Source organism: Cyclobacterium sp. SOCE241 (genome assembly GCF_056867545.1).
The window spans coordinates 3,934,447-3,948,100 of sequence record NZ_CP149779.1 but is presented as its reverse complement, the minus strand read 5'-3'; the positions used below and the strand labels follow the sequence as shown (position 1 = coordinate 3,948,100).

The 13,654-nt window shown below is 35.7% G+C and carries 9 protein-coding genes; all 9 read left to right on the top strand.

From position 1 onward, the window contains the following. The first annotated feature begins 87 nt into the window (after positions 1-87). The 9 genes from ytxJ (at position 88) to WG932_RS19710 (ending at position 13,630) form a co-directional block, all read left to right on the top strand. Complete coding sequence (ytxJ, locus tag WG932_RS19750) at positions 88-426, top strand: bacillithiol system redox-active protein YtxJ (protein WP_483085135.1); 339 nt, start codon at positions 88-90, stop codon at positions 424-426. A 185-nt stretch (positions 427-611) separates the two neighbouring features. Then, the gene (locus WG932_RS19745; protein ID WP_483085134.1) at positions 612-1,427 is read left to right on the top strand and encodes a carboxypeptidase-like regulatory domain-containing protein; all 816 of its coding nucleotides are present in this window, start codon (positions 612-614) and stop codon (positions 1,425-1,427) included. A gap of 2 nt (positions 1,428-1,429) precedes the next feature. After that, complete coding sequence (locus tag WG932_RS19740; protein WP_483085133.1) at positions 1,430-3,457, top strand: outer membrane beta-barrel protein; 2,028 nt, start codon at positions 1,430-1,432, stop codon at positions 3,455-3,457. Positions 3,458-5,046: 1,589 nt separating this feature from the next. Beyond that, positions 5,047-5,433: a hypothetical protein gene (locus tag WG932_RS19735; RefSeq protein WP_483085124.1), complete on the top strand. Its 387-nt coding sequence runs from the start codon at positions 5,047-5,049 to the stop codon at positions 5,431-5,433. A 252-nt stretch (positions 5,434-5,685) separates the two neighbouring features. Continuing rightward, positions 5,686-6,318 carry an SMI1/KNR4 family protein gene (locus WG932_RS19730; RefSeq protein ID WP_483085132.1) on the top strand — a complete coding sequence of 211 codons (633 nt, stop codon included), beginning with the start codon at positions 5,686-5,688 and terminating at the stop codon, positions 6,316-6,318. Between the two features lie 334 nt (positions 6,319-6,652). Next, positions 6,653-7,294, top strand: coding sequence for a hypothetical protein (locus tag WG932_RS19725; protein ID WP_483085131.1), 642 nt, complete (start codon positions 6,653-6,655; stop codon positions 7,292-7,294). A 356-nt stretch (positions 7,295-7,650) separates the two neighbouring features. Then, positions 7,651-8,544: a hypothetical protein gene (locus WG932_RS19720; protein ID WP_483085130.1), complete on the top strand. Its 894-nt coding sequence runs from the start codon at positions 7,651-7,653 to the stop codon at positions 8,542-8,544. Positions 8,545-8,684: 140 nt separating this feature from the next. After that, entirely contained in the window at positions 8,685-12,485 is a 3,801-nt protein-coding gene (locus tag WG932_RS19715) for a hypothetical protein (RefSeq protein WP_483085129.1), read from the top strand. 176 nt (positions 12,486-12,661) lie between these two features. After that, positions 12,662-13,630 carry a hypothetical protein gene (locus WG932_RS19710; protein ID WP_483085128.1) on the top strand — a complete coding sequence of 323 codons (969 nt, stop codon included), beginning with the start codon at positions 12,662-12,664 and terminating at the stop codon, positions 13,628-13,630. Positions 13,631-13,654 lie beyond the last annotated feature (24 nt).

The window sequence follows — 13,654 nt, the reverse complement described above, 5'->3', positions numbered from 1 at the left end:
TAGCACAATTCAAAAAAAATGAGCCTCCTTTGAACTTTAAGCGCTTTAATTATGGTTATTGGTTTTCAATATTAGTCGAAATAAATTATGAGTTGGATAAAATTAGAGGATGCCTCTCAATTGAACGCTATCAAAGAAGAGAGCAATGAAAAACCGGTAGTAATTTTTAAACATTCCACGAGTTGTTCGATTAGTGGTATGGCTTGGAATAGACTGCAAAGAAATTGGAAAGATGGGGATAGTGAAAAGTTTACCCCTTATTACCTAGATCTCTTGTCTTACAGGGCTTTGTCTAATGCCATTGCAGAGGAATTTAATGTAACCCATGCCTCTCCGCAAATAATTGTGGTAAAGGGTGGAAAAGCAGTTTATAACAACAGTCATATGGGAATCAATTACAATGAAATAGTTTCATTGGAGGTATAGAAATATTAACTTTTGTAGCCCTCCAAGGGTTTTAAGCCTTTGGAGGGCTCGTGCTATTTGGTTGGCTATTAATCCCTTAAATTTGCCGTTTGTTGGTTAAATACTCCTTTTAAATTTTTTCAGCATTTCCATTAAACTTTTGGTAATTGGAAATGTCTAATCCTCATGTTTAAAAAGATACGTATATGAGGATTTTTACTTTTCTTACCTTCTTTGCCCTAACATTGGCCTCAACCCCACTATTAGCCCAAAGAGATCGACAAGGCCCTCCATTGATTCGAGGAATTGTTGTAGACCAAAATAACCAAGACCCTATGATTGGGGCCAATATATTGCTAAAAACAGAGGGTGATTCTCTGATTAGTAATACCACTACAGGTGCAGATGGTAGTTTTTCTATCGCTCATCCTCGCCTACCAGTTTTTAAATTGGAGGTGTCTTATGTAGGTTTCGAAAAGGTAACCATGGAGTTACGCCGTGGAATGACTTTGGATCTCGGAAAAATAAGTATAGGTGAAGACAGCCAACTCCTTGGAGAGGTGACCATCGAAGGTGAGAATGTGGTTGGAGAAATGAGGGGAGATACTGCAGTCTTTAATGCCAGTGCTTTTAAAACTAGAGAAAATGGCATGGCGGAGGACTTGATAGGTAAACTTCCGGGCGTGACCATAGAGAATGGAAAAGTACAGGCCCAAGGAGAGGATGTGCAAAAAATATTGGTTGATGGGCGCGAATTTTTTGGTAGTGATCCTTCTATTGCCTTAAAGAACTTACCTGCAGATGCCATTTCAAGTGTGGAGGTACTTGACCAAAAATCTGATCAGGCTAGACTTACAGGCCTTGATGATGGAAATTATGCCAAAACCATCAATATCATTACCAAAGGTAACATGCGAAACAGCTATTTTGGTAGGGTTTATGGTGGCTATGGAACGGATGATAGGTATTCTGTAGGCGGTAATAAAATTTTTTCAACGGAGCGAGAAGGATTTCCATTATAGGAATGTCCAATAATGTCAACCAACAAAATTTTTCTTCAGACGATTTGCTGGGAGTAAGCACTGGTGGTGGAGGCCGAAGAAGAGGTAACCAAGGTGGAGGGACTTTTGGCGTATCCCAAAACAATGGAATCGTCAACACCAATTCCCTTGGATTGAACTATAGTGACAAATGGGGTGAAAAGATCAATTTTACTGGAAGTTATTTTTACAATGCTACAGAGAACTCCATTTTGGAAAACACCAATAGGCAAACAGTGGTTTCAGAAGATGTAAGTCAGATTTATCAGGAAAATCAAATCAGCAACATTACTAATAACAACCATCGGGCAAATGCCAGAATGGAATACGATATTGATGAAAAGAATGCATTGATCATCCGACCAAGTATTAATTTTCAAGACAATAGCAGTTTTACGAATCTGGGAGGTTTAAACCTGGATCAAAATCTGGATAGCTTGAGTGATACCAGAAATGAAACAGGGATTAATACCAGCGGTTTTACCATATCCAATAACTTGACCTACAGGTATAAGTTTGATAAGAAAGGAAGAACCCTTTCTACCGATGTGAGTACGGCCTGGAATGAAAGGGATCAACTTACAGATTTGATTTCTGCCAACAAAGATTATGTTAGAAATTCCTACGATACCCTTGTGCAGCAGTCAAGTGCTTTGTCAGACGGGTTTAATTACACTGCCAACATTACTTATACGGAACCTTTAGGTGAAAAATCTGTAGCCACAGCTTCTTACCAGATAGGAAACAACAAAAGTGCGGCAGACCAAAAAACCTTTCAGTTGGCCAATGAGCAAGGCATCATGGTCTTGGATACAGCTTTAAGTAATGAATTTGATAACAAATTTCTTACGCAAAAAACAGGATTGGGTTACCGCTACAATAACAATGGGTTGAACCTCAATATGGAGGTAGATTATCAGTATGCAAAGTTAAATAACGTTAGTGTGTTTCCAACCGAAGGGGTCTTCAATCGAGATTTTAAGAATATCCTTCCAACGGTGACCATGAATTATAGAAACGAAAATGGAACCCGCTTCCGTTTCAGGTACAGGACCAGCACGAATGAGCCTAGTGTAAACCAGCTGCAAAATGTCATTGACAATACCAATCCTTTGAATTTATCCGTAGGTAATCCTTCTCTTGGTCAAAGTTACAACAATAGTATTTTTGCCAATATTTCTAAGTTTGACATGGAAACCAATAGAACATTCTTTATGTTTTTACTGGGTTCATTTACTAGCGATTATATTGGAACAAGTACTTTTGTGGCGCCTCAGGATACCCTAATTAATAATGATGTATTATTAAGTAGAGGTGGGCAAATCACTACTCCGGTGAACCTAAGCGGGCAAATGAGCACCCGACTTTTTATCAACTATGGAACCAGCATTCCTAAATTAAAAACCAAGGTGAACTTCAACCCGGGTATCAGTTATAGCAGAACGCCGGGTATCATCAATGGACAAACCAATATCAATGAAAACATAGACATCAGTCAAGGAATTACTTTTGCAAGTAATATTTCCAAGGATGTAGATTTTAACCTTTCTACGAGGGGGAGTTATTCTATAGTCAATAGTAGTCTTCAGAGCACTCTAGAAAACAACTATTACACCCAAACCAGTAATCTGAAGTTTTATTATTCTCCCAATGATGGAAAGACTTTTATCTCCAATAATGTGAGTCATGTACTCTACAGTGGGCTTGCAGAGGGGTTTGACCAATCGATTTGGTTGTGGAACATAGAGGCAGGCTACCGCTTCCTAAAAAACAACAAGGGAGAGCTTAAGGTATATGTCTTTGACTTGTTGAAGCAAAACAACAGTGTGTCAAGGACCATCTCTGATGTATCCGTTTCCGACGTGTATTCCAATGTAATGACCCGTTATGCCATGGTTTCTTTTACTTATATTATTGGTAAGTTCAAGAAATCAGACCTTCCGGCTGATGACCGTGGAGGAAGGCCAGGAGGATATCCAGGCAGAAGGCCGGGTGGTGCCAGAAGCTGGTAAGAAAAGCCAATGCTTGCCCCATTTAGGGCTTGATTGACAGAAAATGCTAAAAACCGAACAATTCAATACTGTTCGGTTTTTTTCATATGTTAACCAGAGCCTGAGCCTGTCGAAGTCGTAGGAATCCACTCCCGGAGGCTGAGCTTGTCGAAGCTGTAGGAGTCGAAGAACGTTAAAAAGCTATTGACTATTTCTACCCGAATTGAATTCAGGGTTTATTTAACCCGGATTATGTGATAGGATTCGTGATGAGTGTTGCAATCGCAAGAAAATCAGGCTGTTTGGAGATTTTAGTTTAGCACCGCTATGGTGAAATTGAAAACAGCTACGAAGTGGCTGATTTTGAATCGATTTCAGCACGTAATAGATTGCCTATTACATATTTCGGGTTTTAGAAAGTTGAAAACTTTCCGCATTGTAGGTCCAAGTTACACTTCGTTAAACTTGAACCAGTGGTACCGGAGGCTGAGCCTGTCGAAGCCAGGGTACTTCCAAACTGTGGCAGCGTACTTCCAACCTACCCACCGGGGTTTAAAACCTCAATTACTCCCCTTAAAACAGGGCTGGGGTACTTAAAACTGACAAGCTTGAATATTTTTTATGGAATTTTCCGGTTCAGAACTCATATCTTTCACCTAAAAACTGAAAAATTCGACCAAAAACTGACAGAAAACAAGCTGAAATTCGGGAAATCGGACAAAATTTCAGGAAAAGTCTTTGGATAAGGTCAAATTTTCCAGGTTCAGAAGTGGGGAGGGGGACTTCAGAGCTAGATGATTTCAGCTTTTTTATTCAAGCTTCCACCTTTTAGGTGGAAATTATTAGGTTTTAACTGATAATTATTAGGTTTTTGCAGGAAATTTCCGGCTTTTTGGCAGTATTTTTTAGGTTTTAACCAAAGCATTTGACCAAAAACTGACAAGAGAGAAGGTTTAGAGTAAAGCATTTTGGTAAAATGATGGGTTATATAGGGTTTTTGTCGGATTTTTTTATCAGTAACTGATGATGGATTACCTGAGGCTTTGCATGGAAAACAAAAATGGCTTATAATCAGCAGATTGTAGATTTCAATTGATAGTTACCAAATGGCTGTAAATCGTGCCTTCAATATCCCATACCTTTTTTGATATTATCCGTTTACAAACGCTTAGAGTAAAACAGGTATAACACCTATCAATTGTTTAAAATAGCCTTGTTAAAGGCTCTATAAGGTTTTTTATTTAATATTTATTCCTTAGTTTTAGTGGTAGTTGGAAGGCGAATAGAGTGCACTGTGCAATTATTGGTACGTTGTAAGCAATCCTCCATATATGAAACACATTTACTTTCAAAGCTAACGGGGTGTTGCTTGTTAATTGATCAATATGGTTAATAATCAGTATACTTTAAAACCTTACTTTGAATCATTTTGCTATGGATTGGTAAGTAGAATATAATATCAATCCTTCGGAATTTAAAGGAGATAATCTAAAAATAAAAGGTAATAAAATTACACCATTTCAACCAAATACGGATATATTGTGCAATAAAACTGCGCATATAAACAAGTTGGCGGTAATTTAAAAACCAAAAGAGAATAGAGAAATCAAATGATTGAACTTCTAAAAAAGATCCCAATTCAAGTCAAATTTTATTCAAATGAAATTGAGATTAAGCGTTTAGACACAAACAACGTTTTAAAAAGACAGGCACAGTTTAAATTCTCAACTGACAGATTAATCATTTCAGACTTTAACAATGCCGAGATACTACTCTCTCAATTGACAAAAGAAATTACTGGAAATAGGTCGCTATCGTTCAATAAAATTGTGATGATAATACAACAAATGATTGAATTTCCAGACGGTATTTCAGAAATAGAAAAGCGAGCATACCGAGACTTGGCCGAACATGCCGGAGCAATTCAAGCTATTGTTCTGAATGACACGAACGAAATAACAAAAACTAGATTGAAAGAAATTTTAAAAGACAATTAAAAACTACCGCCAACAAAAGCTATAGCCAATTGCGGGTTTTGCAGGGTTTTGGGCGTTTCGGTTCCCGCAGGCATTCTTGTCTCGGGGGACAAGAACGCGCGCCGCAAACCGCAACTTGCCATAGCCAGCCCGTTAGGCACAAGCTAAAACAACACGAACAAAATGACACCGAAACAACAATTAGAATCAATTCTTTCCAGCCAGTACGAATCGGAAGACGGAGATTTATACAAAGTTGAATTGTTGGACGGTATGACTGATAGCGAAATAGAAAACCTTAAAAGTCAACTCCCAAATAACAACATACCCACCGAAATCGAAGAACTATTAAGATTCAGCAAAGGATTTGAATTCTATGGACTTGAAGAAGTCCGATTTGATGCATTCGGTCATTTTGGATTTGAAGAAATGTTCCCAAACTCAATCCAAATCGCAGGAGATGGATTTGGGAATTTTTGGATTTTGGATATTGACTCAAAAGGAAAATGGAATTCAGTTTACTATGTCTGTCACGATCCTGCTGTATTAGTGAAACACTCTGAAAATATATCGGAATTCATAAAACACGTTGACGAATTCGGACAAAAAGGAAATCTATCCAACTTAGACATTATTCACGAAAAGACCGTAATGGACATTTGGAGCGAAAAAGTCGGAATAATGGAAAAAAATGAAAAGGACTATGACTTTGAAAACGGACAAATTGAATTGCCTGAAATGTTTTTAGTAGCAGACTTGACTGATAAACCAATAAAGACAGGATTTCCATGGGGAAAATCAGGTCCGAATACAAAAATCATAAGACCGGATGACGAACCGATTTGGATTGTTGAGAAACGAGTGAAGCAAGGTTTTCTATCAAGACTTTTCGGTGGAAAGAAATAAAAAGCCAGTGCCTAACAAAAACTATAAGCAAGCGGGGCGACAGTGAAAAACGAAACGAAAATAATATAAACTAACTTTCGGCTCGGCAGACAGGAAAATCCCTCTAAAGCCCGCCTGCTCATAGTCAAACCGTTATAGCTCACTTCGGTAAAATGAAACACCAAATATTAATACTTCCATTTGTAATAATTGTAGCATGTTCTACTAAAACAGATAATGGCACTGAACAGACTTTAGATCAAAAAATCAAATAAAAGATGATATCCAACAAATTGAAGAGGAAGAAGACACCTACGAAATACTTAATGGCGAAAGAATTGATGGGCCAGCTAATGTGAGAAATAAAGAAAATGGAAAGATTATCCTTTCTCTTGATGATAATGCTTTGATAGAAACTAGCCCAATAAAGGGTGATTGGTTACAAATTGGATTTTTCATTCAAATTGGCTCAGATGAAGGTTCAATGATTAAATTATATCCAGAAGAACAGCTGAAAACAACTGATGGATCCCACATTGGAAAAGTAAAAGATACGGTTGAAGTATGGAGAATTTACGATAATGTCGGTCTGATTGAAGGTTTTACTCATATTGGCAACATTAAGGAGAATTCGATTCCAGAAACTGCTTTAGAAATAGCACTTAAAAGAGGTGTTTTCACTAAATCATTCTTGGATAAATACATAAAATCCTTTGAATTTAGTGAGTATGAATTAAATCAAGAGTTAAATTATAGGCAATTATTTATTTATGAAAGCTATATCGTTGACCCTTCACCAAGAGATAGAATTACATTATTGTTTGATAATTACGATAAGCTAATAGGGATTTTTCACACTAGGAAGCTACATTTACCAGATTATGAAACATTCGAACTTACCCGAGGACATTCATTTACATGTATTGAAGATCTGGATAAATCCGAAAAGCAAAGAATAATTCATGAACGCATCAAATTTTACAACTCAGTTGATTAAAATGCAAGAAAAAGCGAGCTATAACATCACCTTGGATACAGCGGGCAGATCCGATTAACTATAAAAATTAGTGTCATTAGAAAGATAAGTGAGGTGATGAAGGGAACGACTCTGAATGCCCGCCGTCTCCAAGCTGAATCCCGTTGTATGCCATGCGAAAAAAGCCACCGCACAAATAGCACATTTGGTTTTTGCCTACACAAAGGCAAACGCTAAAAAACCAAAAGAGCTATTTTATTGCCAAACACACATTAATTGATTATATAAATGAGCGAAGAAATAGTATCAGCAAGTGGAGAAAGAGCAGCAATGGGGGCTATTTACCTCAATTTGATGAGTTCGCTTGGTTTGTCTATTTGAAACTAATAAACAAAGAGCTTGAATGGATACGAATAGCAGACCCCAAGGCTGAAAAACTAGATGATATACAGTATTCTACTCATTCGGAGATTCATGCATACCAAGTAAAATGGACTATTGCTGATGCGAAAATATCATTCGCAAATTTTACAGAGTTGCTACCTCTTATAACCTCAAGTTGGAAGAGGTTAAAAACAGCAAATCCTGGCAAAAAAATAATTCCTCATTTAATCACTAACAAGCCTATTTCCTCCCATGATAGCTTGAAGGAAGGCGATACTAAAATTGGTTCATTTCAAGACTTCTTTTCAGAAGTTTGGACAAAGCTAAAATCAAATCAAGCAATTGATGTTAAGTGGAATTCAGTTCTTGCAGAGTTCGAAAAGAGTTCGAAACTTAATGATTCTGAATTTGAAGAGTTTGTAGCCAGTTTTGATTTTCAACCTGATTATAAACAAAAACAGTTTAGTGTTGGAAATATTAAATACTCTAAGGAAGACGAAGACCTTCAGCAGATCAGCAGACTTATTGTTGAAAAGGTCGCCAGTCCAGAAAGAGTCGTTGAATTTTCTCGACAAGAAATTATTAAAGAATTAGGCTGGTCTGACAGATTTAAAACAATTTTCAACCATGAGTTAATAGTCGATAGACAAAGATACCAACCGATTCAATCAACAATTGACTTATTAAATTCAAAGTTAAAAGAGCATAAAAATGGATACCTGTTTTTGCTGGGAGGTCCAGGTTCCGGCAAATCTACTTTATTGAATCAATGGTCGAAAGGTCTAAAGACACGAATAATAAGGTACTATGCCTTTGATTTTGTCAATCCATCCTCACATCTAAACTTTTATGAAAGAGGAAATGCCACTCATCTTTTTTCGATTTAGTTTTTCAGTTAAAGGAAGCTGGGGTATATAAAAGAGATATACTTCCATATAAAGACCTACTTTTTCTAAAGGATGTATTCAATGAGCAATTAAGAACAATCGGAGAGGACTTTGTGACAAATGGTCGACCGACTATAATATTGATTGATGGTCTAGATCATGTTCCTAGGGAATACAAATCAACAACAAATAGCTTCCTACGAGAACTTCCTTTACCATCTACTTTACCTGATGGGGTCTTCATTATTTTAGGCAGCCAATCCTATGAACTTGAAGACATTCAACAGGAAATTAAAACTGAATTTCAGAATGGAGATAGAACTATTCAAATTGATTCACTTAAAAAGGAGGAAGTATACAAATACATTGATAATCTCGATTCTCCCTTTCAACTTACCAGTTCCCAAAAGTTACAAGTATTTGATAAATCACAAGGACACCCATTATATCTGTCTTACTTAATTGAAAAAATCAATAAGGCCGATTCAATTGATGATACAATCGAGTCTTTTGAAGTTATTGATGGTAGTATTGACAATTATTACAGAAAAATATGGGAGCCTATTCAGAAAGAAGATAGCCAAATTCAATTCTTAGGTTTAATTGCAAGAATTAATGGTTCAATCAATCTTCAATTCATTCAGGAATGGGGTTTCCAACCAAGTGTACTAAAGTCTTTTCGTGAAAAGGCTAGGTTTTTGTTTAATGAAACTGAAAGAACTTTGTCCTTCTTTCATAATTCGTTCAAGCAATTCCTTCTTCATCATACCTCCTTGAATTATTTAACAGGAGAGTATGACCCAACAGGTAATATCAAATATCATAATCAGCTGGCTGATTATTATGTAAAGTCAGAGATTGAGAAATCTTGGAAACAGAATCATCATCTATTTCAAGCAAAGCAATTTGATAGGTTTGTTTCAGTTGTTACACCAGATAGCTTTACTGAACAACTACTTAACTTCAGACCAGCAGAAGAAATTAAGCAAGATGCAAAATTAGGTGTTGAAATAGCTAGACAAAATAGGGACATCAATACTCTAGTAAGATATCTGTTCTCACTTGCAGAAATCGAAAGAAGGTTATTCAATATTGATCCTGCATCATTTACAGAAGAGCTCTTATTCTTAAATAAATTTGATTTAGCTAGAGATTATCTAAGAACTGGTAACACCTTACATTGTAGCGAATCGTATGCATTCAAAGCATGTCGCTCGTTTATAGAATTTGGACACAAATCTGAAGGAGCCACTTTATACAATTTAGCCTATCCAGAAATCATTACAGATACAGGGATACTCATTGATGATTCTCATATATACGAAGAAATAAGGGACTCTTTAGAAGAATGGATTTATACAGCTCCTTTTTTTGAATCGACTGAAAATATTTTCTTAATAGTTGATAAAATCCAATTCTCAGATAGCATCCGAGAAAACAGGTTTGAAGAAAAAGAATCTGATTTACAGCTAAGGTTGCTCTCGAATCTTGGTTATAGTTTAGTTGATCAAAATAAGTGGGATGATTTCAATAAAGTCACAGAAAAAATAGATCCCACCTCTTCGAGAGGAAGGAATGCTCTTTTCCAACTTATAAAATATGCTATCGAGCAATGCCTTGACTTAAAAGATAATAGTCGAGCGAATGAATATTTGTCATTATTAACCTCTCATTTCACTAAAGAGAAGACAAAACCTATTGGCAAAATATTCATTGCCGATTTAGTTTATAAAGTTACCCATGACTTAAATGAAACATATAGCTGGATTAAGGAAGTTGAACAACCTTCTAATGTGGGTAAAGATCGGTTGGGATATGATGATTCGTTAGACGCCTTCCTTCCATTAATCAAACTTAACAAATTACTTAACCTATCTGGGAACGGGGTTTCTATTACGTCTGCAATTCTATCTGTTGCGAAAGGTACTGATGAAGAAGTCATAGTAGAGTTTGAACGAATGTTATGTATTACTACTCAAATTCTAGCGGAAGGAATTCTTCAAACACCAATGTCAAGTGATCCTATTAAAAGAGTATTTCCAATAGTTCGGTTTTACTACAAAGAAATATCTCACAGAAATAGTTATTGGTATAAGCTGACACAGGCAAAAGGGCAATATTTTGATTTTTTGATATCGGCCGTATCTGAATTGGGCTCTGAAAAACTAGAATTATTAGGAGATTATTTATTTGGCGAGTTTGAAAATTCTCCAAAATATTGGAGTACAAGTATCCAACGTAAAATCATTAAATCCCTCTTGAATAATGGGTTTGATGCTGAAAAAGCAGTAATACAGTTGAGATCCTTAGAGAATTCAATGTTGGATGATCATGATATAGATGGTCGAATAACCGAATGTTTGGCTCACTCAAGAGTGTGGTTCATTTTAGACGAGTTGGAGGAAGCTGAAAAATGGCTCAAACAGGCAATTCAAGAATCTATTGGAGTAGGTTATAGAAAAGATTATCAATTTAGTACCTGGATTGAATGGTTAAGAAAAATAAATCATAAAGACCCATCAAGAGCTTCTGAAAGAATAAAGTGGTTCTTATCTCATTTAAACCATATTAAAGAAACCACGGAAGGAAGGGCTTATTGGAATGCTTCTGAAGAATTATTAGCAGTCACATTTGAACATGATCTGAATGATGGTCTTGAACAGGCCATTTGGCAACTAGAAAATGATCTGGTTGATTTTAAAGATACCATTACCCTTTTTATCAAACATTTCGTCCTACGAACAAAAAGTGAGGAAGAGTTCAAAAGTATTGTTCAACTATATATTAATCAATATCTGCTTCTTGCTGAATCTGCCGATTCTTCTCTGCTCAAATCTATCCTAGAAAAAGGGCATGAAATTTTAAAAGAAGGATTTTTAATAAAGTACGCACAAGCCATAATTTCGGCAATAGAAATTAAAGCTTACGAAGAAACCAGACATTACCTACTCTCTGAAATTGATGACTTCTATAAATCAAAAGGACTAAAAGCAGAAGACTATTATTCATCGTTTAATATACCTGCAAAGAATGAAAGAGATAGGTCGTCAAGCTCATCTAATACATTGGCTTTAAAGACAGATCATGAAAGGATTGATGAAAGTGAAGTGCTAGAACGTGTTACAAATTTTAATGATTTCAAGAAAATTATTCAAGAAGAAGATCAGGAAAATTCATTTTTTAATTGGTCAAAAGTTATTGAGAAAATAACTCCTTTATTGTCTTCAAGTCAAATTGAAGAAGTTAGCAAACTAGCTAGAATTGGAAGGAAGGAATCCGATTTCTATGCCAAACTAAGTGAAGCCGCCTTAACGTTAGGAAACACTGAACTGGCAACTAGTTTAGCCAATAAAAGTATTGAGCTATCGAGCGAATCGGGCTGGGTAAAATACTATGATGGAGGAACAAGAATCAATGCGTTTAGTGCACTAAAGCGAATCAATCCAGAAATCTCATCGAATAAGGCATTTGAAGTATTCGCTCATGATATAGTAAGTAGTAATTATCCAAGTTCATATATCGAACATCTTGAAGACATCATTCCACTTCTAACAGAAAATTATATTGAAGAAGAGCTTTGGCCTGAAATATATGGTTATCTACAAAGACTGATGTCGAATAGTAAACCAGTTGAGAATTTACCTATTCTTCCTTCATTAAATCGACCAATCATGGAAACGTTAGTCGATTACTTGGTCTATTTATCTGATAGCCCTGTCTCGTTAGTAAAGGAACAATCCTTATTGTTAATGGCAAAATATATAAACCAAGATGATGACTATGCTTTTACTCAATTGTTAAATGGACATTTAGATGATTACGCATGTGTTGATGTGATAATGAAATTATCTGCATTCGATTCTCCAAAAGTTCATTCACTTAAATCAAAGATCAACAGCTTAGCTCTATCAAATGATTATCAATTAAGAAAAATGCAATAAACATACTTTCCTCAATAAAAGAAGAAATTCCAACTGTAAAAAGCATTCAATTACCTAAAGTTTACTCTTTACATATTCCAGAAAACGGAAAACCAGATTTTAAAAAAGAGATTGACCCTTATTTTCCGGAAGTTGATATTAATGACCCCCGAGACCTTATAAGACCTTTTGAATTTTTGATCAAAATTTTATCAGAGGAGTCTGGAATTGATGAATCTAATCTTATTTATAGAGCCTATTCAATCATGAAAGAAATTGGTCGAGAAGAGGAATGGACGGTTGAGTATGAAAAGAAGCTAAGAAATCATTTAGAAGAAATTTACTTAAAATATTCTTACCCTAGACCAAGGGTAATTGCCGCTCGAAGAGCCATAATGCATGTCGCCAATGAATTAATAGATTCAGGAACAATTGATGATAAGAGAATTCAGAACGTTTTAATATCACATGATTATGCAGTTCAGTTTTTTAATGAAAAGGAAAAACCCGAATTTATTCAGACAATTAAAGAAAGAGATTTTGGAGGAGTTGGTAATGATTGGATACATCGAATAAAAGAATCAGAAAGATTATTCGAATCACTATTAGATTATAATGAAAACTTTAAGATCATAGCAGAATACAATCAAGTGATAAATTTAGATTGGGGTTCTCCTACCGAAGAATACATGTATCAGATTGCTGTTAATGACGAGTTGAATGAAGATGACAATTACATTTTTGGCTCTGTTTTTCACCAATTGAGTAGGAACTACCATGATATGAGAGGTGGTGGACATTTTATAGTTGTAATTAGGGATCATAGATTCGATCAATTTGATTTAAAATCTAAATGGATTGCTATTAACCCTGTTTTGGCAAGACATCTTGGGTGGGAGCCTGAACCCACCAAACTATTTGCTTGGAAAAACTCTGAAGGGGAATTAATGGCAGAATCAATTTATTGGTCAAACGGAAATATAAAGATGACACCCCGTAAAGATGGAGAAGTCGGAGAAGGGTGGTTTGTTATAGTTTCAAATAATGGATTAGAGCAAATTAAGTCGATAGAGAAGAATTTGTTTCTTCAAAAGAAATTAACTAGATCAAAATACGAAGATTCAGTTCTAATGAATAATCAAGAAATTAATGTGACAAGAATTTGAAGATGAATCCAAACGCTTGCATCC

What these genes read in the sequence shown, in the direction of transcription:
- WG932_RS19730 (WP_483085132.1), top strand. Translation starts at nt 5,686, where the DNA reads ATGACTGATAGCGAAATAGAAAACCTTAAAAGTCAACTCCCAAATAAC.
- WG932_RS19745 (WP_483085134.1), top strand. Translation starts at nt 612, where the DNA reads ATGAGGATTTTTACTTTTCTTACCTTCTTTGCCCTAACATTGGCCTCA.
- ytxJ (WP_483085135.1), top strand. Translation starts at nt 88, where the DNA reads ATGAGTTGGATAAAATTAGAGGATGCCTCTCAATTGAACGCTATCAAA.
- WG932_RS19735 (WP_483085124.1), top strand. Translation starts at nt 5,047, where the DNA reads ATGATTGAACTTCTAAAAAAGATCCCAATTCAAGTCAAATTTTATTCA.
- WG932_RS19740 (WP_483085133.1), top strand. Translation starts at nt 1,430, where the DNA reads ATGTCCAATAATGTCAACCAACAAAATTTTTCTTCAGACGATTTGCTG.